Annotated in this window: 28 protein-coding genes; 25 read left to right on the forward strand and 3 right to left on the reverse strand. The window is 29.1% G+C overall.

Features of this window, described 5'->3' with window-relative positions; all coding sequences use genetic code 11:
• Positions 1-166 precede the first annotated feature (166 nt).
• Genes rsgA through HCG70_RS03710 form a run of 3 tightly spaced genes read left to right on the forward strand, consistent with a single transcriptional unit; the run spans position 167 to position 2,318 of the window.
• Positions 167-1,030 (forward strand): ribosome small subunit-dependent GTPase A, encoded by an 864-nt coding sequence (rsgA, locus tag HCG70_RS03700; protein WP_042396927.1) that lies wholly within the window; start codon positions 167-169, stop codon positions 1,028-1,030.
• A complete protein-coding gene (gene rpe / locus HCG70_RS03705) occupies positions 1,030-1,677 on the forward strand; it encodes a ribulose-phosphate 3-epimerase (RefSeq protein ID WP_042396923.1) in 648 nt (215 codons plus the stop codon). The genes rsgA and rpe overlap by 1 nt, the downstream gene beginning before the upstream one ends.
• A 2-nt stretch (positions 1,678-1,679) precedes the next feature.
• Positions 1,680-2,318, forward strand: coding sequence for a thiamine diphosphokinase (locus HCG70_RS03710; RefSeq protein WP_042396919.1), 639 nt, complete (start codon positions 1,680-1,682; stop codon positions 2,316-2,318).
• A gap of 312 nt (positions 2,319-2,630) precedes the next feature.
• Here HCG70_RS03710 and rpmB read toward each other — a convergent pair whose 3' ends face one another.
• On the reverse strand, positions 2,631-2,822 hold the full coding sequence (gene rpmB, locus HCG70_RS03715; protein WP_005213497.1) for a 50S ribosomal protein L28: 192 nt from the start codon (positions 2,820-2,822) through the stop codon (positions 2,631-2,633).
• A 219-nt stretch (positions 2,823-3,041) separates the two neighbouring features.
• Here rpmB and HCG70_RS03720 point away from each other — a divergent pair, with 219 nt between their 5' ends.
• The 6 genes from HCG70_RS03720 to HCG70_RS03745 all read left to right on the forward strand — a co-directional run bounded on the left by HCG70_RS03720 (position 3,042) and on the right by HCG70_RS03745 (position 9,044).
• Positions 3,042-3,392 (forward strand): Asp23/Gls24 family envelope stress response protein, encoded by a 351-nt coding sequence (locus HCG70_RS03720; RefSeq protein ID WP_042396914.1) that lies wholly within the window; start codon positions 3,042-3,044, stop codon positions 3,390-3,392.
• Positions 3,393-3,403: 11 nt separating this feature from the next.
• Complete coding sequence (locus HCG70_RS03725; protein ID WP_042396911.1) at positions 3,404-5,044, forward strand: DAK2 domain-containing protein; 1,641 nt, start codon at positions 3,404-3,406, stop codon at positions 5,042-5,044.
• Positions 5,045-5,199: 155 nt separating this feature from the next.
• Positions 5,200-7,230, forward strand: coding sequence for an ATP-dependent DNA helicase RecG (gene recG, locus HCG70_RS03730; protein ID WP_042396907.1), 2,031 nt, complete (start codon positions 5,200-5,202; stop codon positions 7,228-7,230).
• Positions 7,231-7,442: 212 nt separating this feature from the next.
• The gene (gene rsmD / locus HCG70_RS03735) at positions 7,443-7,994 is read left to right on the forward strand and encodes a 16S rRNA (guanine(966)-N(2))-methyltransferase RsmD (RefSeq protein ID WP_042396904.1); all 552 of its coding nucleotides are present in this window, start codon (positions 7,443-7,445) and stop codon (positions 7,992-7,994) included.
• A 15-nt stretch (positions 7,995-8,009) separates the two neighbouring features.
• Positions 8,010-8,489 carry a pantetheine-phosphate adenylyltransferase gene (coaD, locus tag HCG70_RS03740; RefSeq protein WP_042396902.1) on the forward strand — a complete coding sequence of 160 codons (480 nt, stop codon included), beginning with the start codon at positions 8,010-8,012 and terminating at the stop codon, positions 8,487-8,489.
• Positions 8,490-8,507: 18 nt separating this feature from the next.
• Positions 8,508-9,044: a hypothetical protein gene (locus tag HCG70_RS03745; protein ID WP_055276123.1), complete on the forward strand. Its 537-nt coding sequence runs from the start codon at positions 8,508-8,510 to the stop codon at positions 9,042-9,044.
• On the opposite strand, the gene ylbJ is transcribed toward HCG70_RS03745, so the two are convergent.
• Together ylbJ and HCG70_RS03755 are read right to left on the reverse strand one after the other, a co-directional pair.
• Positions 9,030-10,202: a sporulation integral membrane protein YlbJ gene (gene ylbJ / locus HCG70_RS03750; protein ID WP_042396896.1), complete on the reverse strand. Its 1,173-nt coding sequence runs from the start codon at positions 10,200-10,202 to the stop codon at positions 9,030-9,032. The two genes, HCG70_RS03745 and ylbJ, sit on opposite strands and share 15 nt — an antisense overlap.
• 48 nt (positions 10,203-10,250) lie before the next feature.
• Positions 10,251-11,456, reverse strand: a complete 1,206-nt coding sequence (locus tag HCG70_RS03755) for a nucleotidyltransferase (RefSeq protein ID WP_042396893.1) — start codon at positions 11,454-11,456, stop codon at positions 10,251-10,253.
• Between the two features lie 230 nt (positions 11,457-11,686).
• On the opposite strand from HCG70_RS03755, the gene pta reads away from it, so the two are divergent.
• From pta to trmD, 16 genes are all read left to right on the forward strand, one after another.
• Positions 11,687-12,694 (forward strand): phosphate acetyltransferase, encoded by a 1,008-nt coding sequence (gene pta, locus HCG70_RS03760; protein ID WP_042396889.1) that lies wholly within the window; start codon positions 11,687-11,689, stop codon positions 12,692-12,694.
• Between the two features lie 34 nt (positions 12,695-12,728).
• Positions 12,729-13,928, forward strand: coding sequence for an acetate kinase (locus HCG70_RS03765; protein WP_042396886.1), 1,200 nt, complete (start codon positions 12,729-12,731; stop codon positions 13,926-13,928).
• Positions 13,929-14,087: 159 nt separating this feature from the next.
• Positions 14,088-14,585: a DUF177 domain-containing protein gene (locus HCG70_RS03770; protein WP_042396884.1), complete on the forward strand. Its 498-nt coding sequence runs from the start codon at positions 14,088-14,090 to the stop codon at positions 14,583-14,585.
• A 12-nt stretch (positions 14,586-14,597) separates the two neighbouring features.
• Entirely contained in the window at positions 14,598-14,783 is a 186-nt protein-coding gene (gene rpmF / locus HCG70_RS03775) for a 50S ribosomal protein L32 (protein ID WP_005213472.1), read from the forward strand.
• A 56-nt stretch (positions 14,784-14,839) separates the two neighbouring features.
• Positions 14,840-15,841, forward strand: a complete 1,002-nt coding sequence (gene plsX / locus HCG70_RS03780; protein ID WP_042396879.1) for a phosphate acyltransferase PlsX — start codon at positions 14,840-14,842, stop codon at positions 15,839-15,841.
• A 134-nt stretch (positions 15,842-15,975) separates the two neighbouring features.
• Positions 15,976-16,206: an acyl carrier protein gene (gene acpP, locus HCG70_RS03785; protein WP_042396875.1), complete on the forward strand. Its 231-nt coding sequence runs from the start codon at positions 15,976-15,978 to the stop codon at positions 16,204-16,206.
• A 126-nt stretch (positions 16,207-16,332) separates the two neighbouring features.
• Entirely contained in the window at positions 16,333-17,031 is a 699-nt protein-coding gene (rnc, locus tag HCG70_RS03790) for a ribonuclease III (RefSeq protein WP_042396872.1), read from the forward strand.
• The gene (locus tag HCG70_RS03795) at positions 17,024-18,052 is read left to right on the forward strand and encodes an elongator complex protein 3 (RefSeq protein WP_221697494.1); all 1,029 of its coding nucleotides are present in this window, start codon (positions 17,024-17,026) and stop codon (positions 18,050-18,052) included. The genes rnc and HCG70_RS03795 overlap by 8 nt, the downstream gene beginning before the upstream one ends.
• A gap of 383 nt (positions 18,053-18,435) precedes the next feature.
• Complete coding sequence (gene smc / locus HCG70_RS03800; RefSeq protein WP_055276132.1) at positions 18,436-21,993, forward strand: chromosome segregation protein SMC; 3,558 nt, start codon at positions 18,436-18,438, stop codon at positions 21,991-21,993.
• A gap of 14 nt (positions 21,994-22,007) precedes the next feature.
• Complete coding sequence (ftsY, locus tag HCG70_RS03805; protein WP_055276134.1) at positions 22,008-22,922, forward strand: signal recognition particle-docking protein FtsY; 915 nt, start codon at positions 22,008-22,010, stop codon at positions 22,920-22,922.
• A 307-nt stretch (positions 22,923-23,229) separates the two neighbouring features.
• Entirely contained in the window at positions 23,230-23,559 is a 330-nt protein-coding gene (locus HCG70_RS03810; protein ID WP_055276136.1) for a putative DNA-binding protein, read from the forward strand.
• A 16-nt stretch (positions 23,560-23,575) separates the two neighbouring features.
• Positions 23,576-24,925 (forward strand): signal recognition particle protein, encoded by a 1,350-nt coding sequence (gene ffh, locus HCG70_RS03815; RefSeq protein ID WP_042396856.1) that lies wholly within the window; start codon positions 23,576-23,578, stop codon positions 24,923-24,925.
• Positions 24,926-24,963: 38 nt separating this feature from the next.
• Complete coding sequence (gene rpsP / locus HCG70_RS03820) at positions 24,964-25,209, forward strand: 30S ribosomal protein S16 (RefSeq protein WP_042396852.1); 246 nt, start codon at positions 24,964-24,966, stop codon at positions 25,207-25,209.
• Between the two features lie 49 nt (positions 25,210-25,258).
• Positions 25,259-25,498, forward strand: coding sequence for a KH domain-containing protein (locus HCG70_RS03825; RefSeq protein WP_042397158.1), 240 nt, complete (start codon positions 25,259-25,261; stop codon positions 25,496-25,498).
• Positions 25,499-25,658: 160 nt separating this feature from the next.
• Positions 25,659-26,156, forward strand: coding sequence for a ribosome maturation factor RimM (gene rimM / locus HCG70_RS03830; RefSeq protein WP_042396531.1), 498 nt, complete (start codon positions 25,659-25,661; stop codon positions 26,154-26,156).
• Positions 26,146-26,859, forward strand: a complete 714-nt coding sequence (gene trmD / locus HCG70_RS03835) for a tRNA (guanosine(37)-N1)-methyltransferase TrmD (protein WP_221697495.1) — start codon at positions 26,146-26,148, stop codon at positions 26,857-26,859. Before rimM ends, trmD begins: the two co-directional genes overlap by 11 nt.
• The last annotated feature ends 99 nt before the right edge of the window (positions 26,860-26,958 follow it).

Below are 26,958 nucleotides of genomic sequence, written 5' to 3' on the forward strand. Positions count from 1 at the left end.
ATAAAATATTCAGATTAAAAATATTTAAACTAAAAAATATATATAGTGGGATTACCATAGTGTAATCTCATTTTTTTTTTTTTTTAAATTTTATTAAATAAAATATTGCAATTGTTTTATAATAGTGTTTATTATAATTAAGAAGAGTAAAAAGTTTGGAGGTACTATGAAAGGAAAAATAATCAAAGGAATTGGTGGCTTTTATTATGTAAAAACTGCTGATGGACTAATAGAGTGTAAAGCAAGAGGAAAGTTTAGACATAGGGATATGAAACCACTTGTTGGAGATGATGTAGAAATAGTAGTAGAGAATGGGAAAGGTGTTATTTCTGAAATACATGAAAGAACATCTGAACTTATTAGACCAACAGTTGCTAATGTAACTCAAGCATTTGTTGTTTTTGCAATTAAGAATCCAGATATTAATTATGATTTATTAAATAGATTTTTAGTATTATGTGAACATAATAATATAAAAGCCATTGTTTGTTTAAACAAAGTAGATTTAGTATCTGATGAAGAAAGAGAAGTTGTAAAAGAAAAAATTAACTCCATAGGTTATGAGGTATTATATATTAATGCTAAGAAGGGATTAGGTGTTGAAGTTTTAAAAGAAAAGTTAGATGGTAATGTAACTGTGTTATGTGGACCATCTGGAGCAGGAAAATCAACATTAATTAATACATTGACTGAAAAATATCATATGGAAACTGGTGAAGTTTCAAATAAACTAGGAAGAGGAAAACATACTACAAGACATAGTGAGCTTATTGATGTACAAGATGGATACATAGTTGATACACCAGGATTTTCAACATTAGAAGTTACTTTTATAGAGAAAGATGATTTAAAATATTGCTTCCCAGAATTTGAAGAGTATAATAATAAATGTAAGTTTAGGGGTTGTTCACATTATAAGGAGCCTAACTGTGCAGTTAAAAATGCAGTAGAAGAAGGGAAAATTAATAAGGTTAGATATGATTTTTATATAAAAACACTACAAGAAATAATGGATGGGAGGAAATATTAATGGTTAAAATAGCACCGTCAATATTATCAGCAGATTTTTCAAAATTAGGAGAAGAAGTAATAAAGCTTCATGATGCAGGAGCAGACTTTATTCATATAGATGTAATGGATGGAGAGTTTGTACCTAATATATCATTTGGTATGCCTGTAATTAAAGCAATAAGAAATAAAACAGATAAAGTTTTTGATGTTCATTTAATGATTAATAATCCACAAAGGTACATAGATGATTTTATAGAAGCAGGAGCTGATATAATAACTTTACATTATGAATCAGAAAAACATTTAGATAGAGCTATTCAATATATTAAATCTAAAGGGATTAAAGCTGCAGTAGCATTAAATCCTGCAACTCCTACTGTTGTATTAAAAAACATTATTGGAAGCTTAGATATGGTTTTAATAATGTCTGTTAATCCAGGATTTGGAGGACAAAGCTTTATTCCTTACTCTTTAGATAAAATTAGAGAAGTAAAACAAATGGCAATTGAAGCAAATAACGAAGATATATTAATTCAAGTTGATGGCGGAATAGATAGCAATAATGTTAAAGATGTTGTTGAAGCAGGGGCAAATGTAATTGTTGCTGGATCAGCTGTATTTAAAAATGGAAATATAGAAGAAAATATTAAAGCATTAAGAGGCTAATAATGAAGTGTTTAATAATGTCTGGAGGTGTAAAACCAAAAGATGAAATTATAAAGCAATATGCAGATTTTTGCGATTTAATTATTGGAGTTGATAAAGGGTGTAATTATCTTTATGACTTAGATATAAAGCCTAATTATATAGTAGGGGATTTTGATTCTTCTAATATAGAAGTTATAGAAGCCTTAGAAAAAAGGGGATCTGTAAAATATAAATATAAATGTGAGAAGGATTTTACTGATTCTGAAGAGGCTTTTGAGCTTGCTATTTCTAGTGAAGTCACTGAGATATACTTTTTAGGAGCTACAGGGCAAAGATTTGATCATACATTAGGAAATTTAGGACTATTATTAAAGGCTTTAAAATATAATGTTAGAGCAGAAATTATTGATGATAGAAATAAAATATTATTAGTAAATTCTAATACAAGCATAAAAAATGAAAAAGAGTATAAATATATATCGTTTTTAGCATATAATGAAACTATAAGGGAATTTTCTATTAAGAAAGCAAAATATGAATTGAATAAATATAATTTAGAAGTTGGAGATTCACGAACTGTTTCAAATGAATTTATTTCAGATGAGATAGAAATAGAGCTTTCTAATGGAAATATACTTATAATATTTTCAAAAGATTAAAAAAACATGCACCATTTCACATTTTACTGCATACAATTAGTAGTAAGGAATGGTGTTTTTTATTTTATAAAGAGTAAATAGCACAAAGTTAGTTAAAGGGTAAATGAATGGAGGGAGAAAAATGAAAATTGTAGCAATTAAATTACCTAAATTTATATCATCAATTATTAAATTTTTTACTAGAAAAAAATAAGTACATATGAGAAAAATAACATATGTTATTAAGGATAGTATGCCTTTTATTTAAAAAAGTTTTAAAATAAGCAAATAAAAAATGCAATTGATTATATCAATTGCATTTTCTATTTGAACTTATATTGCTCTTTCAACCTTACCAGATCTAAGACATCTTGTACAAACGTGAACAGTTTTTGGTGTTCCGTTAACTAAAGCCTTTACTCTCTTTATGTTAGGAGCCCAAGTTCTCTTAGATTGACGATGTGAGTGTGAGTATTGAGTTCCAGATACTACACCTTTATTACAAACTTCGCATCTTCTTGCCACTTGAAAACACCTCCTTGTTATATGAAGATAATTTCTCTTCAATAGGACAAAATTGATTTTAACATAAGTTATATAAAAAAAGCAAGGCTATTTAAAAAAAATATTAAAAAAAATTATAAAATGACGGTAAATGGAGAATGAAAAGGATAAATTCTCTTGAATTAATATGGTAACTAATATACAATGTTTTATATGGAAAGATAAAAAGGAGGATTTTGTATGGTAGGATATTCAAATGACCTTGGAAGTATACATTACTCTGAAGAAGTATTAGCAAAAATAGTAGGATTATCAACAATGGAATGTTATGGTGTTGTTGGTATGGTATCTAAGAATGCTACAGAAGGCTTATGGGAGTTAATGAGAATTGAGAATTTAAGTAAAGGTGTTAAATTAAATTTTAACGATGAAGATAAATTAGTAATTGAATTATCTATAATGGTTGAATACGGAACTAAAATTTCTGTAATAGCTAATAATATTATTCAAAAGGTACGTTATAGTGTTGAAAATTATACTGGACTAAAGGTTGCTTCAGTTACGGTTAATGTTCAAGCGGTTAGAGTCTAGGAGGGAACAGGATGAAATATGATAGAATAAACGGCCATGATTTTTATAATATGGTTGTTAATGCTAGTAATAGATTGTTAGAGGAAAGTGACTTTGTTAATGCTTTAAATGTATTCCCAGTACCAGATGGTGATACTGGAACAAATATGTCAATGACATTTAAAGCTGCAGTTAAAGAAATTGAAAACTTAAACTCAGAATCTATTGGTGAAACTTCTAAAAAGTTAGCTAAGGGTGCTTTAATGGGAGCAAGAGGAAACTCAGGGGTTATCTTATCTCAAATACTTAGAGGTATTTCTAAGGGATTAGAAGGTAAAACAAGTGTAGATAGTGCTGAGTTAGCTAATGCTTTTGTTGAAGGAAGTAAGGCTGCTTATAAGGCTGTTATGAAGCCAACAGAAGGTACTATACTTTCTGTTATAAGAGCAGCCTCAGAAGGTGCTATAAAAAGTGATAAAACTGATATAGTTGAACTTTTAAATGAAGTGGTTAAAGAAGCAAAAGTAATGCTTGACAGAACTCCAGATCTTTTACCAGCTCTTAAAAAAGCTAAAGTTGTTGACTCAGGTGGTATGGGATTATATATCATATTACAAGGTATGCATGATGCATTAAAAGACGATATAAAGGCTGAAATAAAAGATATAGTGGCTAATGGTTCAACAGGAACAAATGCACAAGGAACTGAAGAAATAGACATAAAGTTCGGTTATTGTACAGAATTTATAATATTAGGAGATGCTTCAAAGGCAAAAGCATTCCAAGATGAAATAGAACCATTAGGAGATTCTATGATCGTAGTTGGATATGATGATGTTATCAAGGTACATATCCATACAAATGATCCAGGATTAGTTTTATCTAAAGCTGTAACTGTTGGTGAATTATCTAAGATTAAAATAGATAACATGAGAGAAGAGCATAGAGAACTTTTAACTTCTAAAGAAGAACAAGAAGCTGCAAAGCAAGTTGAAGCTGAAGTTGCAGCAGAAAAGAAGAAATATGCATTTATTTCAGTAGCTATGGGTGAAGGAATAACTCATGTGTTAAAAGATTTAGGAGTTGACTATGTTATTGAGGGTGGTCAAACAATGAACCCATCTACTCAAGATATGATGGAATGTATTTCAAAGTTAAATGCAGATCACATATTTATTTTACCTAATAATAAAAATATAATTATGGCAGCTACTCAAGCTTCTGAAATCTCTGAAAAGGACGTAAGAGTTATACCAACTAAGAGTATTCCACAAGGAATAACTTGTATTACAATGTTCAATGCTGAACATGAAGTAGATGAAAATGAAGCTGCATTAATGGAAGCATTAGAACTTGTTAAGACAGGCTCTGTTACTTATGCTGTTAGAGATACTGAAATGGATGGTATTGAAATCAAAGAAGGTAATATGTTAGGACTTGTTGAAGGTAAGATCAATAAGGTTGGTAATGATTACTTTGAAGTAGCAGAAGAAGTTCTTGAATCTATGGTTGATGAAGATAGTGAACTTATAACTATTTTCTATGGTAAAGATGTAGATGAAAGTAAAATAGAAGAATTCACAGAAAAATTAGAAGAAAAATATGAAGATTGTGATGTACAATTCTACAAAGGAGATCAACCTTTATATTACTTCATAATGGCTGTAGAATAATTATTTAAAGTACAGGAAGATTATCTTCTTGTACTTTATTTTTTTATTATACTATTATAAAATTATATTTAAGATTTTATAAGAAATTGTATTATTATTATTATATTACAGTTTCGTAAAATATATTTGTAATTTTACAGATTAGGAGAAGTTTTATGGATATATCACAAGATGTAAAATGTTTAAAGGGAGTTGGACCAAAGCTTTTAGAAAAATTAAATAAATGTGGAATTTTTTCTGTGTTAGATTTACTTTTGTATTTTCCTAGGGATTATGAATTTTTAAGAAGTAATATTCCTTTTAACGAAATTGATGAAGAAGATAAGCAAGTTTTATCTTGTGTTTGTGTTGGAATAGATAGAGATGTTAGAACTAAAACAGGAAAAACTTTAACAACTATTAGATTTAATTATTTAGGACATTTAGTTTTGGGGAAATGGTTTAATCAGGGATTTATAAAAAATACTTTTAAAATAGGTCAAAGTTATGATTTAATGGGAAAGTTCAAAAAGGTAACTAATAGATTAGAAGTTATTAACCCTATTATTGGAGTTAAAATGGCAAAGGAAAACGAAATAGTACCTAAATATAGTTTAAAAGGTGATTTAAGCGATAAGATTTTAATTAAGCTTATAGGGAATTGTTTGGAACAAATAACAATTAGGGATAACTTACCTAAATATCTATTAGATAAATATAAAATGACTAATTTAGATTTTGCTATTAAAAATATACATTTTCCTAAAGGGAGAAGGGAACTTGAATTAGCAATAAACAGATTGAAATTTCAAGAGCTATTTACTTATTCAATGAAACTTTTAATGTTAAAAAAGAATCTTAGGACTAAGAATGGAATTACATTTCAATTAGTTGATGAATTAAGAGATTTAAAAGCTGCACTTCCCTATAGTTTAACAGATGCACAAACAAGGGTTGTGCGAGAAATATTAAGAGATCAAAAAAGTCCCTGGCCGATGAATAGATTAGTTCAAGGGGATGTTGGTAGTGGAAAAACAGTAGTTGCATTAATTGCAATGTTTAATGTAGTTAAAAACGGATATCAAGCTACATTAATGGTGCCAACAGAAATATTAGCAAATCAGCATTATTTAGAGGCGAAGAAATTATTAGAACCATTTAATATACATATAGAATTATTAACTGGAAGTACATCAATGAAAGAAAAAAGACGTATTAAGGAACTTATTACAACGGATGAGCCGCTTATTGTAATTGGTACTCATGCATTAATACAAGAAGATGTTGATTTTAAAAATTTAGGAATGGTAATTACGGATGAACAACATAGATTTGGGGTTGAGCAAAGAAGCAGATTGATTAATAAGGGTAGAAGACCTGATGTAATGGTAATGACAGCTACACCAATTCCAAGAACTTTAGCTTTATATGTTTATTCGGATTTAGATATTTCTGCTATAGATCAGCTTCCACCTGGAAGAAAACCTATAGATACAAGATTTTTTAATGAAAATGAAAGAAATTCCGCTTATGATTTAGCTTTGGATGAAATAGAGAAGGGTAGACAGGTTTACATAGTATGTCCACTAATTGAAGAAGATGAAGATATGAAATTAAATTCTGTAGAAAAACTTTATAATGAATTAAGTGATGGTATGTTTAGGGGTATACCAATAGAAATTCTTCATGGAAAAATGAAGCCAAAAGAAAAGGATGAGATAATAGGAAGATTTAAAAATAATGAAACAAAAGCTATTATTTCAACAACGGTTATTGAAGTTGGAGTTAATGTACCTAATGCATCTGTAATGATAATTGAAAATGCTGAAAGATTTGGTCTTGCACAATTACATCAATTGAGAGGAAGAGTTGGTAGAGGTAGCTATGAATCCTATTGTTTTTTAATTGCAAAAGCAAAAAGTGAAAATACCAAAAAGAGAATGGAAATAATGACGACTTCAACTGATGGTTTTTATATATCAGAAGAGGACTTAAAGTTAAGAGGTTCAGGTGAAATGTTTGGTAGAAGGCAAAGTGGAGATGAAGAATTTATTTTAGCTAATATATATGATGATTTAAATATATTAAAATGTGCTAAAAGCGAAGCAAGGTTATTACTTGATTCAGATGAACCAGAAAAGGTAAAGTTCTGTAACGAAGTTAAAAATTCATTAGAAAGATGGAGTAAATATATCTGTTTTAATTAAGTGAACCTCCAAATTTTAATTTGGTTAGGTGAACTTACTCATCCGACTGAAAGGAGGAAGAGTTTCATATAAACTAGCTCCAAATTTTAATTTGGTTAGGTGAACTTACTCCTATGAGCAAAAGTAAAGAGTGAATTTCCATTAATAAAAAAATTGTTAATAAATTAATTATATGTTAGAATTATTATGTTAATGACAAAGGAGGAAATTAAATGAGAATTATAGCAGGAAAAGCAAGAGGACGTAAGTTAATACCTCCAGCAACTATGGAAACTAGGCCGACTTTAGATAGAGTTAAAGAAGCTATGTTTAGTACTATACAAAATCATTTATTAGATGCGATAGTAATTGATGTATTTGCTGGAACTGGTAGCTTGGGTTTAGAAGCAGCAAGTAGAGGTGCTAAAGAAGTATATTTAGTAGATAAGAGTGCTGTAACATTTCCATTATTAAAAGAAAATGTTGATAATTTAAAATTTAGTGATTTTTGTTTTCCTTTAAATAAGGATTCGTATGATGTGTTAAGGGATTTAGCTAAAAAAGGAAAGGTAATGGATGTTATTTTTATAGATCCACCTTATTGTAAAGAGATGATTCCTGAGGCAATGAAAATTATAGAAGAAAATAAAATGTTAAATGAAGATGGTATTATAGTTACTAAAATAGATTCTATAGAAGAAATATATGAAGGTTATGGTAGCATAAAGTTATACAAATCTAAGAAATATGGTAATACAACAGTTTGTTATTATAAAATTAATTAACTTAGGGAGAAGAATATGAGAGTAGCAATTTATCCGGGAAGTTTTGATCCTATTACTAATGGGCATTTAGATATTATTACAAGAGGGTCTAAAGTTTTTGATAAACTTATAGTTGGTGTATTGGTTAATATCGACAAGGTAGGATTGTTTTCTATTGAAGAGAGGGTAGAATTAATAAAAAGAGTAACATCACATTTACCTAATGTAGAGGTTGTTAGTTTTAATGGGCTTTTAGTAGACTTAGCAAGAAAATATGATGCAAAGGTTATACTTAAAGGATTAAGGGCTGTAACAGATTTTGAATATGAATTTCAAATGGCGCTTATGAATAACCAGTTAGATTGTGAGATTGAAACATTGTTTATGACTACAGCTGCTGCGAATTCATTTTTAAGTTCATCATCAGTAAAGCAGGTTGCAAAGTTTGGTGGCAAAATTAATGGATTAGTTCCAGATGAAATAGTTGAAGATGTTGTTAAGAAAATTAAGGGATAGAAGTTAGGGGGAATATTTTTGGAGAATATGGATTCGAGTGTATATGAATTGTTAGAATACCTACAAGATATGGTGGAAAATTCCGCGAAAATGCCTATTACAGGTAAAACAATAATTGATAAAAAGGAATTTAATGAAGTAATTGAACAAATCATGAATTGTCTTCCAGATCAATTTAAAAAGGCGCAATGGATTGTTAGTGAGAAGGATAGAATTCTTGCTGATGCGCAAAAAGAATATGATAGTGTAAAAAAAGAAACAATTGAAATCATGAAGCAAAATGTTGAAAGTCATGATATTGTAAGAGAAGCAAAGTTAAGAGCTAATGAAATAATAGCTTTAGCACAAAGAGATGCTAAAGCTATTAGAATAGGATCTAGAGAATATTCAAATGAAATATTAACACAATTAGATGCAGAAATTGAAAAGCAAAAAGCTGCATTAATAAAATCTATGCAAGATTCATTTGAAAAAGTGGCAAAGGATATAGATGATAACTTAACACAAACAGGCACTATAATTAAAGAAAATATAGCAGAATTAAGAACGATGTAATTTCTTTGATATTGCAATAATTAAAGTACATATCAGTGATAGTAATATAAATAAGTAAATTATTATTGTAATATTGTAGTTATCAGGAATAAATGTTGATGTATAAGCAGTGTATTTAAGTGTAAATACACTGCTTATTACAAATGTAATAAAGAAGCTAATTATTCCTTGAATCAATTTATAAAAGCTATATTTTGCTAAAGATACATTGTATTTTGATACAAATGAGCTTATTTGAGCTATTACTGATAATCCGGAAAAAGAACAAATAAAGCTAATTATAGATAACTTAAAGGGGATTGTTAAAGGTAATGTAGTTATAAGTTTACAACCATTTGTAAATTCTACACTACCTAAAAATATACCATAAAGTGAATACTGAGGAAGATTTAAAAAATTTTCTATATTACTAAAAATAATGCTTATATAAGCATTATTTTTTATTATGCTTATAATTATAGAAAATAAAACTACAAAAGAGCCAACTTGTAAAGTTGTATTTACACCATTATCAAGTGCAGATTTTAATGCAGTTCCAAAATTAATATTGGATGTATTTGCTGGAACTTCCTTCATATTTGATAGATTTTTACTTTGTTTAATTGTTAAAATACCTACAATCATTGGAGCTAAATAATTACCTATAAGTAAAATAAATCCTAATTTTATATCTCCGAGCATTGTGGCTCCGATAGATCCTATTAAAAACATAGGGCTTGCATTACTTGCAATATTTAATAATCTTTCAAATTCTTTTCTGTCTATGTAACCTAAAGAGTAAAGATCGCAACAATATTTGCAACCAAGGGGGTAACCACTTAATATACTTGCTACTATTGGAAAAGATGATGATTTTGAAAGTTTTAATGGTTTGCAAAACAAAGGTCCTAGAATTTTAGAATATAGACTGACACCGTCATAGGAAATTAGTAAATTACATATAACTGAAAAAGGAAAAATTGTTGGAACTATAGTCTTAACTACTAGATTTACCCCTACTAAGGCAGCGTCAATACAACTTTGAAGATTAGAAACAAATAAAAAAATAAATACTGTAATTAAGATACACATAAAATAATTTTTGTTAACTTTTAATAATTTGAATAAAAGTAACAGTAGTAAAAATATGATTATTAGTAAAAAAATAATACTATACATGGTCATCCCTCCCATCTATAGTATTTATATGCTGTATATATTGTAATATTAATATTTTATTATAGGACTTTTAAGATAATCATTATAAGGATTAACTTTATTATTTAATATTGAATAAGCAGCTGTTGCTTGTAAATCAAATTTTAATAATGGATTATCTGAAAATCTTGGTACTTTAGTTATTAAAGGAATAGAAGAATTACTTTTAATTAATGAAAGAATTTCTCTTCCTTTTTTATTGAAGCCTAAAACTCTAGCATATAAGTTGTTAGTATCTTCTATATTTTTAAAACAATCATTATCAAGTCCTAGATATATGTGTGTAAGTAATCTTGAAATCTTACTATATGTATATCTTTTGCTTTTTATTTTTAATATAAATTCATCGTATGAATTAGATGAAGATATTTCTTTAATTATTTTATTTTCTAAACCTTCTGTTATTTCATAAAGATTGTTAAAATTTATACAGTTAGTTTGGATTTTGTACTTAATATACTTGAACATTTCTTCATCGAAGATAAAATCATAATTCTCTTCTTGCAATTTACTAAAAATTTCATAAGACTCTAATGGAATCAAATTTTTAATATTTTCAATAGGGGATGAAGATTTTAAAACTTCTCTAATTGAAGTTGCAGAAGAGAAAGAAGTAGATATCTCTTTATCGTTATAATTTGAACCTTCACGCCTTAAGGTTACAGGATTAATGGAACTTCCTAGTTTTAAAATAGCTTTTATATATTCAATACCTAAAATGTTATTTGATGAAGTGACGATATTATTTATATCTTCATCATTTAAATATTCTATTAAGCTTTTTTCTCGAGATTTTGCAAAAGTAAGACCTAATGATAAATTTCTTTTCAATAAATTTTGAAAATCAGAATCTTCGCTTACAAGGACCTTAGCAATTTCTAATAGTTTTTTGCTGTCCCCGCACTCGGAGCCAAAGAAAATATTATCAACTACTCCTAAAGAGTTTAATATTGAAACAGCACCTTTTGCAAAAAATTCTGCAGAAGAGACAGCATAAAAAGTTGGAAGTTCTATTATTAAATCAACTCCATTATTTAAAGCCATTTCAGTTCTTTGCCACTTGTCTACTATGGCAGGGCCGCCTCTTTGTACAAAGTTTCCACTCATAATGCATATTACACCATCACAGTTTGTTTGTTTCTTTGCTTCTTCTAAATGGAATTTATGACCATTATGAAATGGATTATATTCAGTAATTATTCCTGTTATATTCATATTTTAACTCCTTTTTGGGAAATATAAAAATATTATAGCATAGAGGAGGAAAAGTGAAAGGTTTTATATAATATAAATATTATATAAGATTTAAACGTGTATAAAATTCAGAAAATTTATAATATAAAGAATTAATTTTTTGCGCAATTTAGGTATTGAAATATATGCATACATGGGAGTATATTAGTATTGTTGATGAGACCGTATAAATTCGAAAGGGGAAATTAGATATGGAACTTATGGATAAATTATGGAACGCTGCTAAAGAAAATAAGCAAAGAATTGTTTTACCTGAAGGTGATGAGGAAAGAACAATTGTTGCAACAGAAAAAATCCACAAATTAGGTTTAGCATTTCCAATCTTAATCGGTAACGAAGAAAAAATATTACAAAAGGCTAAAGAGCTTGGAGTTGATTTAACAGGAGTTGAAATTATAAATCCTGAAAAATCAGATAGACTACAAGATTATATAAATGCATTTTATGAGTCAAGAAAAAATAAAGGTATGACTATAGAAAAAGCAGATAAAATCGTTAGAGATCCATTATACTTTGGAACAATGATGGTAAAGTTAGATGATGCTGATGGAATGGTTTCAGGTGCTGTTCATACAACAGGTGATTTATTAAGACCAGGTTTACAAATTATAAAAACTGCACCAGGGGTTTCAGTAGTATCAAGTTTCTTTATTATGATGGTACCAGGATCTAAGTATGGAGAAAATGGAATGTTATTATTCTCTGACTGTGCTGTTAATCCAAATCCTAATTATGAACAATTAGCTGCAATTGCAATTGCAACAGCTGATACAGCACGTAACCTTTGTAAGGTTGAACCAAGAGTTGCTATGTTATCATTCTCAACTATGGGAAGTGCAGACCATGAAATGGTTGACAAGGTTAGAAAGGCAACAGAACTTGCAAAAGAGTTAAGACCTGATTTATTAATTGATGGTGAGCTTCAATTAGATGCAGCTATAGTTGAAAGTGTTGCAGCTCAAAAGGCTCCAAATAGTAAAGTTGCAGGTAAGGCAAATGTATTAATATTCCCAGATTTACAATCAGGAAATATTGGATATAAGCTTGTTCAAAGATTTGCAGGAGCTGAAGCTATAGGACCAATGTGTCAAGGATTTGCAAAGCCAATTAATGACTTATCTAGAGGATGTAACTCAGAAGATATCGTTAATGTTGTTGTTTTAACAGCAGTTCAAGCACAAGCTCAAAATACAAAATAGACAAAAATTAAATAGTTTTAAGAGGTGTTCAAAAATGAAAGTATTAGTTATAAACTGTGGAAGTTCTTCACTTAAATATCAATTAATCGATATGTCGACAGAAGAATCATTAGCTCAAGGATTAGTTGAGAGAATAGGAATTGAAGGCTCTGTTTTAACTCAAAAGGTTGAAGGTAGAGATAAATACATTATAAAACAACCAATGGCAGATCATAAGGATGCAATAAAGCTAGTTTTAGAAGCTTTAGTTGATGAGAAAAATGGAGTTATTTCATCTATGGATGAAATCTCAGCAGTAGGACATAGAGTTGTTCACGGTGGTGAAAAATACAATCAATCAGTTGTAATAAACGATGAAGTTAAGGCATACATAGAAGAATGCTTTAAATTAGCACCACTTCACAACCCAGCTAATATGATAGGAATTAATGCTTGTGAAGAATTAATGCCAAATACACCAATGGTAGCTGTATTTGATACTGCTTTCCATGGAACTATGCCAGAAGAAGCATACATTTATGCTTTACCATATGAATTATATCAAAAACATGGAATAAGAAAATATGGATTCCACGGTACTTCTCATAAATATGTTTCTCAAAAAGTAGCAGAAGTTATGGGAAGAGATATTAAAGATTTAAAAATAATCACTTGTCATTTAGGAAACGGTGCAAGTGTATGTGCTGTTAAAAATGGTGTTTCTGTAGATACTTCAATGGGATTCACACCACTTGAAGGAGTTGCTATGGGAACTAGATGTGGTAACATTGATCCAGCAATAGTTACTTTCTTAATGAAAGAAGAAGGTTTATCAGCTGATGAAGTAAATGATTTAATGAACAAAAAATCAGGTGTTCTTGGAATTTCAGGAATAAGCTCAGATTTCAGAGATATTGAAGATGGAGCATTCAAAGATAAAGATCCAAGAGCTATATTAGCACTTAAAGTATTTGAATATAAAGTAAGAGCTACAATAGGATCTTATGCTGCAATTATGGGCGGAGTTGATGCTATAGTATTTACTGCTGGTGTTGGAGAAAATGGTCCAGAAACTAGAGAAGAGTGCTTAAAGGGATTAGAATTCTTAGGAGTAGAAGTAGATAGAGAAGCTAACAATGTTAGAGGTAAGGTAAGAGAAATATCAAAACCAGGATGCAAAGTTAAAGCATTTGTTATACCTACAAACGAAGAATTAATGATTGCAAGAGACACTTTAGAATTAATACAAAAGTAATTATGTAAATAAGCTTGACTTTTATGTCTTAGCTTTATATAATAAATTGTGTTTGAATTCAGTAAATTTTGGCGAGGAGTGAAAAATCGCTTGGCTCGAGCTATACATAAAGTATAATATACCTTTAAAGGTATGAGGAAATCTTCCAGAGCATAAGATATGATTATTAATTTTTCAGATTTATTGTCTAAAAAAAATAGGAAAAAAGAAATATCTTTATCATTCGAGTTAGAACCTTTTGAATTCGAAGGAGAAGAAATTAGAGCAATTGAAAAAGTTGATGTTAAAGGGGTTGCAATATCTGAAAAAGATGTTATATTAATAGAGGCTTCGATAAAAACAAAACTAAAGTTAAATTGTTCGAGATGCTTAGATACCTTTATCTATCCAATAGATATTGATATAGAAGAAAGGTTTACAAACGATCCAGATCTTGAAGATGATGGAATAATGTTTGTAGATGGTGATACAATTGATATTACCGAAATTATTGAAAATTGTATTATTTCAACCTTACCTATCAAAAGACTTTGCAAAGAGGACTGTAAAGGACTATGTTCTGTATGCGGTGCGAATAAAAATGTTGAAAATTGTAGTTGTTTAGATTATGATGTAGATGTTAGGCTTGCAAAGCTTAGAGAGTTGTTTGGGGAATAAGGAGGTGTAATAATGGGAAATCCAGCTAGAAAGACATATAGAGCAAAGAGAGATTCTAGAAGAGCTCAAACTTTTAAGTTAAGCTTACCAGGAATAGTTGAATGTCCACAATGCCACGAAATGAAGATGGCTCACAGAGTTTGTAAGAACTGTGGATTCTACAAAGGTAAAGAAGTAGTTGCTTCAACTGAAGAATAAAAGAAAGTCATTTGACTTTCTTTTCTTTGTATATAAAGAAATAAGGGGTGAAAGAAATGAGAATTGCTATAGACGGTATGGGTGGAGATAATGCACCACAAGCAGTTATTAATGGTGTTATTCAAGCTTTAAATGAATATAACGATTTGGAATTTTATATTACAGGCCCAGAAGAGGTTATTAAGGAGCAGTTAGCAAAGGAAGGTTACAATGGTGACAAAATTAACATAGTTGATGCTAAAGAAGTTATAAGTACTAATGAGCATCCAGTTATGGCTATACGAAAGAAAAAAGATTCAAGTCTTTGTAAAGCTTTAAGTCTTGTTAAAGAGAAAAAGTGTGATGCAGTATTATCTGCAGGAAGCACTGGAGCTTTTTTAGCTGGCTGTAATTTTATAGTTGGAAGAATTAAGGGGGTTAAAAGACCAGCCTTAGCACCTATTATGCCAGGAAAGAATGCACCATTTATGATTGTTGATGCTGGAGCAAATGTAGATTGTAAACCGGAATATTTAGTTCAATTTGCACATATGGGAAAAGAATATTATAAAGGTGTGCTAAATGGTGAGAATCCTAGCATTGGATTAGTTAATATTGGAGCAGAAGAAGAAAAAGGAAATGATTTAACAAAGAATACATACCAATTATTAAAGAATGAAGAAACTCTTAATTTTATTGGTAATGTTGAGCCTAGAGATGTTACTTTAGGGGATACAAATGTACTTGTTTGTGATGGCTTTGCAGGGAATACTATATTAAAGATGTATGAGGGTACGGCATCAACAGTATTAAATATTGTTAAGGACGGTATGTTATCTTCAGGGATAACTGCAAAAATTGGTGCACTTTTATTGAAACCTGTTTTTAAAGATATAAAGAAAAGATTTGATTATAAGGAATATGGAGGGGCTCCTTTCTTAGGTGTTGATGGTATATGCATTAAAGCACATGGAAGTTCAGATGGGAAGGCCTTTAAAAATGCTATAAGACAAAGTAAACAATTTTATGATAATAAAGTGTTAGATAAAATTAAAGTTGAATTAGAATTAAAAGCATAAAAGTTTATTTAATATTATGTATTTAGAAATTTATAATCTTTAAATTTATTTTCATAATAAATATAAGTAATGCATATTGACTGTATTAAAAATATATAATATTATCTAAATGGGTGTGTTTAGGAGGTGAAAGAATGTTTGAGAAAGTTAGAGAAATCATTGCTGATAAGTTAAGCATTAGTGAAGATGAAATTACTATGGATTCATCATTTTTAGAAGACTTAAATGCAGATTCTTTAGATATCGTTGAGTTAATAATGGCTTTAGAAGATGAGTTAGATATGGAAATACCAGACGAAGATGCTGAAGGTTTTGTAACTGTTGGCGATGTAGTTAAATATGTAAAGTCACATGTTGAGGAATAAATAAGATCCCGCAGAATTTGCGGGATTTTATGTTATAAATTACTTTAAGTAAAATTTATCAAATAGTTTATTCTTGAATTTGTTTTTGTAAGCAAGTTGAAGAATAAACTTGAAGGAGTGTAAAAAATGAATAATTTCTATCAGAAAGAAGCGGAAGAAATAATAGGGATTAAATTTAATGAACCTAAATTATTGCTTACGGCTTTAACACATTCATCTTATGCAAATCAGCATAGAGATGAAGAGTATAATGAAAGATTTGAATTTTTAGGAGATGCTATTCTTCAAGTATGCATAACTGAATACTTATTTTTAAATTATAAAGATAAAAGCGAAGGTGAATTAACAAAAATTCGTAGTTTGATTGTTTGTGAAAATTCATTATATGAAATAGGTAAATCTCTTAATTTAGGATATCTTTTAAGAATGAGTAAAGGTGAAGAGTTAACAGGAGGGCGTGAAAGAGTTTCATTAATTGCCGATGCAGTTGAAGCTTTAATTGCAGCTATATACTTAGATAAGGGATTAGAATTTACTAAGGATTATATTATAGGTAGATTTGAAGAAATAATTAAAAAAGCGATAAATAATGATATTATTTTAGATTATAAGACTAGATTGCAAGAATATCTTCAAAAAAATGGTGAAATATCGATAGTTTATGAGCTTATTAAGTTTGAAGGACCACCACATAGAAGAAAATTCTACACAAAACTAATTATTGATAATAAAGAATTAACATGTGGAGAAGGATATAGTAAAAAAGAATCTGAACAAAATGCAGCAAAGGCAGCATTAGAAATTTTGGAGGAAAAAAATGAGTAAGAATTATTATATAATTCCTATTTTTATTTCACATCAAGGATGTCCTCATCAATGTGTTTTTTGTAATCAAGATAGAATTGCAGGGAAATATGAAGAAGTATTTGCTGAAGATGTAAGAAATACAATTGAAGAGTATTTAAGCACAATTAACAAAGGTGCTACAGTAGAAGTATCATTCTTTGGTGGAACATTTACAGCTATTAGTGTGGCTAAACAAAAAGAATTGCTAGAAGTAGCTAGGGAATATAAACAAAAAGGGTCAATTAACAAAATAAGGTTATCTACAAGACCAGATGCCATATCTCCATATATTTTAAGTTATTTAAAGGAATACTGTGTAGATATAATTGAGTTAGGAGTGCAATCCTTAAATGATGAAGTATTAAGAAAATCAGGAAGAGGTCATTCTGTAGAGCATGTTGAAAAAGCATCAAAATTAATAAAGGAAGCTGGGTTCACTTTAGGGCATCAAATAATGCCAGGATTACCAGGTGATAATTTTGAAATAGATATTGAAAGTGCTAAAAAATCTATAGCAATGAAGCCAGATATTTGTAGAATATATCCATCATTAGTCATTAAGGATACTCCAATGGAAGATATGTATAATAGAGGAGATTATAAGCCTTATTCATTAGATGAAGCTGTATATATTTCAGCAGAAATGTTAAAATTATATAATGAAGCTAAAGTAAAAGTAATAAGAATTGGCCTTCAGCCAACAGATACTATTACTACAGGAAAAGATATAGTTGATGGTCCTTTCCACCCTGCATTTAGGGAACTTGTTGAAGGGTATTTAATTTGTGAAAGTCTAAAGGAAAAAGCGCCACAAGAAAAAGATATAATTATAGAAATAAATGAAAAAGATATTAGTAAATTATATACTAATAGAAAGTATTATTTTAATAAATTTTTAAATAGCAGAAATAGCAAGACATATGTACATACAAATAATAAAATAAAAAAGGGTAGGCTAAAATTAACTGTTATTGAAAAAGTAGAAGAATTTAAAATATAAACTGAATTTTAAGCTTAAGATAGAGTTTTAATTTCTCATTAAGATTAAAATTTCATATTTAGGGCTGTGCCAGTTGTTATCTCTATACTAAAGAAGTGAGAGTGTTACAGATAGCTAGCCATGAGATAAATTTGACTTATATGACAAGGGCAAGGGGTACAAAATAAGGAATTAAGCAATCTTTATTTACACCTTTTGAATCTTGTCATTGCTTTATTGATATTTCTTTAGCTTTAATATAAACTAAAGGAAGAATGGAGTGTGTTATTTATGAAGGCAAAGACAAGACAAAAAATGCTTTATGTTATTACAGTGTTTATGCTAATTGCATTTATACTTGGGTTAGTACCAGCAATTTTCTAAATTAGATAAGGAGTGTATTTATGTTTTTAAGGTCGCTTGAGATACGTGGATTTAAATCTTTTGCAGATAAAACAGAGCTAAGGTTTAAAAAAGGTGTAACAGCAGTAGTTGGACCTAATGGTAGCGGTAAGAGTAACGTATCTGACTCTGTAAGATGGGTTTTAGGAGAGCAAAGTGTTAAGAGTCTTAGAGGGGGGAAGATGGAAGATGTAATTTTCTCTGGGACTCAATTTAGAAAACCTCTAGGACTTGCACAAGTATCTCTTACATTAGATAATTCAGATGGTGAATTAGCAACTGAATATAATGAGGTAACTGTTACAAGAAGAATATTTAGATCAGGTGAAACAGAATATTTAATTAATAATCAAAAATGTAGATTAAAGGATATTACTGAATTATTTATGGACACAGGAATAGGTAAAGAGGGATATTCTATAATTGGACAAGGTAAAATAGATGCTATATTAAGTGGTAAACCAGAAGAGAGAAGAGCTCTTCTTGAAGAGGCAGCAGGAATTGTAAAATATAAGTCTAGAAAAGAAGAAGCAGAAAAAAGGCTTGATAATACAGATAATAATCTTGTTAGAATTAGAGATATTATTGCTACATATGAAGAAAGACTAGAGCCATTAAGAGTTGAAAAAGAGAAGGCTCTAAAATATAAAGAGTTGGCTGAGCAGTTAAACGTTAAAGAGGTTTCTGTTTTAGTAAACTATATTGATAAAGTATCTATAGATATTGAAGGATTAAGTTCTGAAATAGAAAAGAGACAAGAAGTTGTAGATAAAAAGAGGGAAGAACTTAGAAGATTTAAAGAAGAACTTGATAAACTACAAGAAAAAGTCGAAGGCTTAGAGAGAAAAAATAAGTTAGAAAAAGAAGAATATTATAACAAAAAAGAAGAACATTCTAATCATAATAGAGATATTGAACTTTTTAATGAAAGAATTAATAATTTTACTTCATTAATTGAAAAAGAAGAAAATGAAATAAAAGGACTTAAAGATTCTTTAGATAGATTATATATTGAAAAAAGAGAGTTAGAAGAAAGTTTAAATGCTAAGGCTCAGGAAAATAAAGATAAAACTACTGAAATAAGAGAGATAGAATCTTTAATTAATGAAATTACTATAAAAATAGATAAAACACAAAGAGAGTTATCAACTCTTAAAAATAATGAGTATGAAATTATTTCTAAGAATTCGAATATTAATAATAGTATTCAATTATTAGAAAAAGATATTAAAGATAAAAATGAAATTGAAGAGTCTTTAGAAAGTTCTATAGTAACTTTAGAAGGTAATTTAGCTATAAATGTAGGAACTATTGAAGAATTTAAGCAAAAGCTTAAAAATACAAGAGATGATATTTCAAGTATTGAAGAGGAAGTAGTTTCTATAAGAAAAGAATTATCTAAGACGCATTCTAATTTAAATAATAAAGATAATAAGCTAAAGATGTTATCTAAGAAAATAAATGAATCAGAAGCAACTCATACAACTTTATCTAATTTAGAAAAGCATTATGAGGGATATAATAGGACTGTTAAGAATTTAATGGATCATATTGAAAAAGGGCGAGTACAAGGAATAAAAGATATTAAGGTTCTTGGAGAAGTTTTTGAAGTAGAAAAGCAATATGAAACAGCTATTGAAATTGCATTAGGTGGATCAATTTCTAATGTTATTACGGTTACTGAAAATGATGCGAAAAATTTAATATCTTATTTAAAATCAAGAGGTCTTGGAAGAGCTACATTCTTGCCACTTAATATAATTAAGGGGAAAAGATTAGATGTACCTGTAGAAATTCAAAAAGCTAAAGGATACTTAGGGATTGCATCAGATATTTTAAAGTATGATGTAAAATATAAAGGTGTAATTGACTACAACTTAGGTAGAACTATTATTGCTGAAGATATGGATTGTGCTCTTAATATTTCTAAAATAGGAAGACATAATTATAAGATTGTAACTTTAACTGGTGAGGTAATTAATCCAGGGGGAGCACTAACTGGAGGAAGTATTCAGGGGAAGAATGCAAATCTTCTTGGTAGAAAAAGAGAAATTGAAGAGCTTGCTTCAAATATTTTAAAGTTAAAAGAAACTTATAATAATGAAGTTAATGTGTTTAATGAAATAAAACGTACTATTAAAGAGTTAGACGAGGAAATATTAAATAAAAGAGAAGAAATACACAGTAAAAACATCGAATTAACAGTTTTAGATGGAGATATAAAAGCGCTTGTTAATGATGGAGATAAGCTAAGTAAAGGTATAGAAAAAGCAAAAAAAGATATAGAAGAAAATAAACGTAATATTAAGTATTTAATTGAAAAACTTGAAATTAAGAAAGAAGAGTTAAATAAATTAGATGCAAAAAGAGAAGAACGTAAAGAAAGATTAAAAGTTATAGAAGAGGAATTAGTTAATAATACTAAAGAAAGAGAAAGACAAAAGGAATTATTAGTTAATTTAAAGGTTAATAGTGCTACATTAGAAGAAAGTCTTCAAGGTCAAAGAATGCAATTATCATCTAAAAATTTAGAGATAAGAGAAAAAGAAGTAAAAATAAAGCAATTATTAGTAGGTATAGCTAATAACAAAGACAATATAAAAGCTTTAGGTGAAGATGTTAATAATAAGAAAAATGTATTAAAGGAAATTGAAGTAAGAGTAATAGAACTTGAAAATATTTTTAAGGAAGATGAAATTTTAAAAGTCAAAATTAAAGATGAATATAAAGTTAAAGAAAGTTCTACTAATGAAATAATTGAAGCTATAAGGATAGATGAAGGTGAGCTTAATAAAAGGGCAATACAATTTGCTAGAATAGAAAGCGAACAGGAGTCATTATATAATAGATTGAATACAGAATTAAATTTAACTCTTGCAGAAGCAAAAGAAATTGCTATAGAAGTTGAAAGTGTTAATGATTTAAAAGAAGAAATTTCAATACTTAAATCAAAGATAGCTTCTTTAGGAACTGTAAATTTATCAGCAATTGTTGAATATGATGAAGTTTGTGAAAAATATGAATTTATGTCATCTCAAGAATTAGATTTACAAAAGGCTAAAGAAGAGCTTATTGGGGTTATTGAAGAAATGACAATCCAAATGCAGGAGTTATTCAAAGAAAACTTTAAGATTTTAAACGAAAACTTTGGAGAAACTTTTAGAGAATTATTTAAAGGTGGTAGTGCAGAGCTTATTTTAGGTGGAGATGATATATTAAATTCTAATATAATTATTAATGTTGAACCACCAGGGAAGAAGCTTCAAAACATTAATTTAATGTCAGGGGGAGAAAAGGTTCTTTCTGCAATTGCATTATTATTTGCAATATTGAAAATGAAACCTACGCCATTCTGTATTCTTGATGAAATAGAGGCTGCTTTAGACGATGCAAATGTTTATAGATATGCAGAATTCTTAAAAGCATTTTCTGAAAATATTCAATTTATAGTAATAACACATAGAAAAGGAACAATGGAAGCTAGTGATGTAATGTATGGTATAACTATGGAAGAAAAGGGAATATCAAAAGTAGTATCAGTAGACTTATCTAATAATTAGGAGGAGTTAAGATTATGTTTGGAAAATTATTTAACAATCTTAAAAATGGATTAACTAAAACAAGAAATGCGTTAACAGATAAAATAAATGAAGCTTTAAATTTAGCTGTAACTATTGATGATGATTTATATGAGGAATTAGAAGAAATACTTATAATGGCTGATATAGGTATGGATACTACTATGGAAATTATCGATAGATTAAAAGATAAAATAAGAAAAGAAAAAATTAATGATGTTGAATTAGTTAGACCTGCATTAAAGAGTGTAATAGCTGATATGATGAAGGATAATAATGAAGAAAGTGAAGAAAGTGTTACTGGAAAAGAAGTAATTTTGGTAATAGGTGTAAATGGTGTTGGTAAAACTACTAGTATAGGTAAACTTGCGGCAATGAATAAAGCTGAAGGGAAAAAAGTTTTACTTGCAGCAGCAGATACTTTTAGAGCTGGAGCTATTGATCAATTAGTTGTTTGGAGTGAAAGAGCAAAAGTTGATATAGTTAAGCATGAAGAAGGATCAGATCCTGCAGCTGTAGTATTTGATGCTATTAATGCTTCTAAATCAAGAGGTGTTGATTTGCTAATTTGTGATACAGCAGGTAGATTACACAACAAGAAGAACTTAATGGATGAGTTAGGTAAAATTAATAGAGTAATAGATAGAGAGTTATCTGGCGCTCATAAGCAAACTTTATTAGTTTTAGATGGAACAACAGGTCAAAATGCTGTAATTCAAGCTAAGCAATTTATGGATGTTTGTCCGATAGATGGAATAATATTAACTAAACTTGATGGAACAGCTAAAGGTGGAGTTGTAATTTCAATTAAAAATACTTTAAACATACCTGTTAAGTATATAGGTGTAGGAGAAGGTATTGATGATTTACAAGTTTTCGATCCAGAAAGCTTTGTAGAAGCACTATTTTAGTTAAAAGTTAAGAGTTAAGGGTTAAATTTAGCTGGTGCTAAATTTATAAAATATATAAAACTTCTTAAAGAAGTTTTAATCCTAACTATTAACTATAAACTCAAAAGTATTAACTAAAAAAATTTGTTGCTAAAAATTATTTTACTAATTAAAATAACTATAGATACCAATAGGTATAAAATCATAGGAATAGCAGTAGTTTAGCACTTTATATTGAGATTTAAAAAAATAATTAAGTGTTAAGTAAAAATACTTGACACCTAATTATTATTCTGTTAGAATCTCATATGTGGGTAAGGTGATATGCATGGAAGATAGAGTTGAGATTTCCTTATTAATGGATTTTTATGGTCCATTACTTACGGAAAAGCAAAAAAGTATCATGGAGCTATATTACAATGAGGATTTATCATTAGCTGAGATTGCTGAATTAAACAACACGAGTCGCCAAGCGATTCATGACCTTATAAAAAGATGCTATAAACAATTTCTAGCCTATGAAAGTAAATTAAATTTACTACAAAAGTCTTTTGAAAAAGAAAAGAAAATTATTAATTTATTAGAAAAAATTAATGAGAAATATTCTTTATCAAATGAAGATTATACGAGTTATAAAGAAGCACTAGAAAATTTATAGGCATAGGAGGGTTACCATGGCTTTTGAAGGTTTAGCTGATAAGTTACAAGAAACGTTTAAGAAACTTAGAGGCAAAGGTAAATTAAGTGAAAAAGATATAAAAGAAGCCATGAGAGAAGTAAAACTTGCATTATTAGAAGCTGATGTTAACTTTAAAGTTGTAAAAACTTTTGTTAAAAATGTTAGTGAAAAATGTGTAGGTAGTGAAGTTTTAGAAAGCTTAACACCTGCTCAGCAAGTCATCAAGATTGTTAATGATGAACTTACAGATCTTATGGGTGGTAGTGAAAGTAAAATTAACTTCTCAAGTGTAGGACCAACTGTTATTATGTTAGTTGGGCTACAAGGAGCGGGTAAAACCACAATGGCTGGTAAACTTGCACTACAATTAAGAAAAGACAAGAACAAGAAACCTCTTTTAGTTGCATGTGATATATATAGACCAGCAGCTATTAAACAATTAGAGGTAGTAGGAAAGCAAATTGACATTCCAGTTTTCCAAATGGGTGATAAAATTAGCCCTGTACAAATTGCCAAAGAAGGTATAAAATACGGTAGGGAAAACGGAAATAATGTTGTAATTATAGATACAGCTGGTAGACTTCATATAGATGAAGAGCTGATGACTGAACTTAAAGATGTAAAGGCTGAAGTTAATCCTTCAGAAATCTTACTTGTTGTTGACTCAATGACAGGGCAAGATGCTGTGAATGTTGCAGAAACCTTTAACGAAGCACTTGATATCTCAGGAGTTATATTAACAAAGCTTGATGGAGATACAAGAGGTGGAGCTGCTTTATCAATTAGACATATGACTCAAAAACCAATTAAATTTATTGGTGTTGGGGAAAAGATGAACGATTTTGAAGTATTCCATCCAGATAGAATGGCTAATAGAATATTAGGTATGGGTGATGTACTTTCATTAATCGAAAAGGCTCAAGAAGCTATTGATGAAAAAGAAGCTAAAGAGTTAGGTCAAAAAATGATGGAAAATGACTTTACTTATGATGACTATTTAACTGCTATGGAGCAGATGAAAAAATTAGGATCATTGAGTAAAATCATGGAGATGATACCGGGGGTTCCTAAGGAAATGAAGGAAATTGACTTTGATGCTGGTGAAAAGCAATTAGCTAGAGTAAAAGCAATAATACATTCAATGACTCCAAAGGAAAGAAGAAACCCAAAACTTATAGTAGGATCTTCTTCAAGAAAGAAGAGAATAGCTATGGGGTCTGGTACATCATTACAAGAAGTTAACAAACTCATAAAAGGACACGAAATGATGAGAAAGCAAATGAAGCAAATGAAGTCATTGACTAAAAAGTCCAAGAAAGGTCTATTTGGTAAATTACCTTTTTAAGAGTTTATATATATAACCCTTTGAAGGAGGTGAAATTAATGGCAGTAAAAATCAGATTAAGAAGAATGGGTGCTAAGAAAGCTCCTTTCTACAGAGTTGTTGTTGCTGATTCAAGAAGCCCAAGAGATGGTAGATTCATCGAAGAAATCGGGTACTACAATCCAATAACAGAACCTGCAGAAATCAAAATCGATGAAGAAAAAGCTACAAAGTGGATCAACAATGGTGCACAACCTACAGATGTAGTTAAGAGATTATTCAACACAGTAGGTCTTAACAAGTAATTTTTGGGAGGTGAACTCTGCATAGTACATAATGTATTTGCAGACTCTTATGAAAGATTTAGTTGAAATAATTGCTAAATCCCTAGTGGATAATCCTGATGAAGTTCGTGTAAATGAAGTTCAAGGAGAGCAAGACTTAATTCTTGAATTAAGGGTTGCTCCTGAAGATATGGGTAAGGTAATCGGTAAACAAGGTAGAGTAGCGAAAGCTATTAGAACCGTAGTAAAAGCCGCAGCACTAAACGAAGATCGAAAAGCAGTAGTTGAAATTATCGATGTAAAGAGTTAGGATTTTCCTAACTCTTTTTTTATTATAAAAATAGGGTTATTTCATGATGAATTTAATATGTACATTAATGTAGAGGTAAACAATAATTACTTTGCTAAAAGATGAAAAGTTTGATATAAATAATATAGGAAAAAATAAAGCTACATAAGAGGTGAAGTTTGTGAGTAAAAATTTAAAAGTAGGTAAGATAGTAAATACTCATGGTTTAAAAGGTGAAGTTAAAGTTATTCCATTAACTGATGATATGAGAAGGTTTGATGATTTAGAGCATGTATTAATAAATGGTAAAGAAGTTAAGATAGAAAGCTGTAAATATCAAAAAGATAGGGTTATAGTTAAGCTTGAAGGAATCAATAAAATTGAAGATGCTGAAAGACTTAAGGAAAAGTTTATGGAAGTAGAAAGAGAAAATGCAGTTGAACTTGAAGAAGATTGCTATTTCTTAGCTGATTTAAGAGAATGTACAGTATTCGATACAACTGGTAAAGAATTAGGTAAAATATATGATGTTATTCAAACTAAAAATAATGATGTATATTGGATTAGAAAACCTAAAGAATTACTAATACCTGTATTAAAAGATATAGTGTTGGATATTAATATAGAAGAAAGAAAAATAACTATAAAACCAGTAGGAGAATGGATGGATGAAGATTAGTATTCTTACTCTTTTCCCTGAAATGTTTAATATATTTAATCATAGTATAATAGGAAAAGCACAAGAAAAAGGATTAATTTCTATTAATACTAAAAATATTAGAGATTATACTTTAAATAAACATAAAAAGGTTGATGACTATCCATATGGGGGTGGAGCTGGTATGGTAATGGCAGCTCAACCAGTAGTAGATGCTATAAGAGCATGTAGAAAAAATAATAATGGGAAGGTTATTTTTTTAGGTCCTAAAGGAAAAACATTTAATCAAAAAATGGCAGAAGAATTGTCCAAAGAAGAAAATTTAATTTTCCTTTGTGGACATTATGAAGGAATAGATGAAAGAGCATTTAAAGAAGTAGATTTAGAAATTTCACTTGGAGATTTTGTATTAACAGGTGGAGAAATGGCTGCTATTCCAGTAATAGATTCTATTTTGAGATTAGTTCCTGGTGTTTTAAATAAATCTGAAAGTCATGAAGATGAATCTTTTTCTGATGGATTATTAGAATATCCACAATATACAAGACCGGAAGTTTTTGAGGGAGAAAGTGTACCAGCAGTATTAATTTCAGGACATCATGAGAATATTAGAAAATGGAGAAGATTAAAGTCTCTAGAAATTACAAGGGAAAGAAGACCAGATTTATATAAAAATGTTATTTTGACAAAAGAGGATAAAAAATTATTAAATAGTAAAAAATAATATCTTGAAATATAAAAAAACTTATGTTACAATAACTTTTGTGCTAGTACGGGCGTTCCGCTGTCAAAGTTTTGTTAAGAGCGTCAATTATCAATTTAG

The sequence above is a fragment of the Clostridium sp. K04 genome (assembly GCF_019734375.1).
GTDB classification, from domain to species: domain Bacteria; phylum Bacillota; class Clostridia; order Clostridiales; family Clostridiaceae; genus Clostridium; species Clostridium saudiense.

Coding starts and splice junctions, on each gene's coding strand:
- smc (WP_055276132.1), top strand. CDS start 18,436: ATGTTTTTAAGGTCGCTTGAGATACGTGGATTTAAATCTTTTGCAGAT.
- rpsP (WP_042396852.1), top strand. CDS start 24,964: ATGGCAGTAAAAATCAGATTAAGAAGAATGGGTGCTAAGAAAGCTCCT.
- ftsY (WP_055276134.1), top strand. CDS start 22,008: ATGTTTGGAAAATTATTTAACAATCTTAAAAATGGATTAACTAAAACA.
- acpP (WP_042396875.1), top strand. CDS start 15,976: ATGTTTGAGAAAGTTAGAGAAATCATTGCTGATAAGTTAAGCATTAGT.
- pta (WP_042396889.1), top strand. CDS start 11,687: ATGGAACTTATGGATAAATTATGGAACGCTGCTAAAGAAAATAAGCAA.
- rsmD (WP_042396904.1), top strand. CDS start 7,443: ATGAGAATTATAGCAGGAAAAGCAAGAGGACGTAAGTTAATACCTCCA.
- HCG70_RS03720 (WP_042396914.1), top strand. CDS start 3,042: ATGGTAGGATATTCAAATGACCTTGGAAGTATACATTACTCTGAAGAA.
- rpmF (WP_005213472.1), top strand. CDS start 14,598: ATGGGAAATCCAGCTAGAAAGACATATAGAGCAAAGAGAGATTCTAGA.
- coaD (WP_042396902.1), top strand. CDS start 8,010: ATGAGAGTAGCAATTTATCCGGGAAGTTTTGATCCTATTACTAATGGG.
- HCG70_RS03710 (WP_042396919.1), top strand. CDS start 1,680: ATGAAGTGTTTAATAATGTCTGGAGGTGTAAAACCAAAAGATGAAATT.
- HCG70_RS03755 (WP_042396893.1), bottom strand. CDS start 11,456: ATGAATATAACAGGAATAATTACTGAATATAATCCATTTCATAATGGT.
- HCG70_RS03795 (WP_221697494.1), top strand. CDS start 17,024: ATGAGTAAGAATTATTATATAATTCCTATTTTTATTTCACATCAAGGA.
- HCG70_RS03810 (WP_055276136.1), top strand. CDS start 23,230: ATGGAAGATAGAGTTGAGATTTCCTTATTAATGGATTTTTATGGTCCA.
- recG (WP_042396907.1), top strand. CDS start 5,200: ATGGATATATCACAAGATGTAAAATGTTTAAAGGGAGTTGGACCAAAG.
- trmD (WP_221697495.1), top strand. CDS start 26,146: ATGAAGATTAGTATTCTTACTCTTTTCCCTGAAATGTTTAATATATTT.
- ylbJ (WP_042396896.1), bottom strand. CDS start 10,202: ATGTATAGTATTATTTTTTTACTAATAATCATATTTTTACTACTGTTA.
- HCG70_RS03825 (WP_042397158.1), top strand. CDS start 25,259: ATGAAAGATTTAGTTGAAATAATTGCTAAATCCCTAGTGGATAATCCT.
- rpe (WP_042396923.1), top strand. CDS start 1,030: ATGGTTAAAATAGCACCGTCAATATTATCAGCAGATTTTTCAAAATTA.
- HCG70_RS03770 (WP_042396884.1), top strand. CDS start 14,088: ATGATTATTAATTTTTCAGATTTATTGTCTAAAAAAAATAGGAAAAAA.
- rnc (WP_042396872.1), top strand. CDS start 16,333: ATGAATAATTTCTATCAGAAAGAAGCGGAAGAAATAATAGGGATTAAA.
- plsX (WP_042396879.1), top strand. CDS start 14,840: ATGAGAATTGCTATAGACGGTATGGGTGGAGATAATGCACCACAAGCA.
- HCG70_RS03725 (WP_042396911.1), top strand. CDS start 3,404: ATGAAATATGATAGAATAAACGGCCATGATTTTTATAATATGGTTGTT.
- ffh (WP_042396856.1), top strand. CDS start 23,576: ATGGCTTTTGAAGGTTTAGCTGATAAGTTACAAGAAACGTTTAAGAAA.
- rsgA (WP_042396927.1), top strand. CDS start 167: ATGAAAGGAAAAATAATCAAAGGAATTGGTGGCTTTTATTATGTAAAA.
- HCG70_RS03765 (WP_042396886.1), top strand. CDS start 12,729: ATGAAAGTATTAGTTATAAACTGTGGAAGTTCTTCACTTAAATATCAA.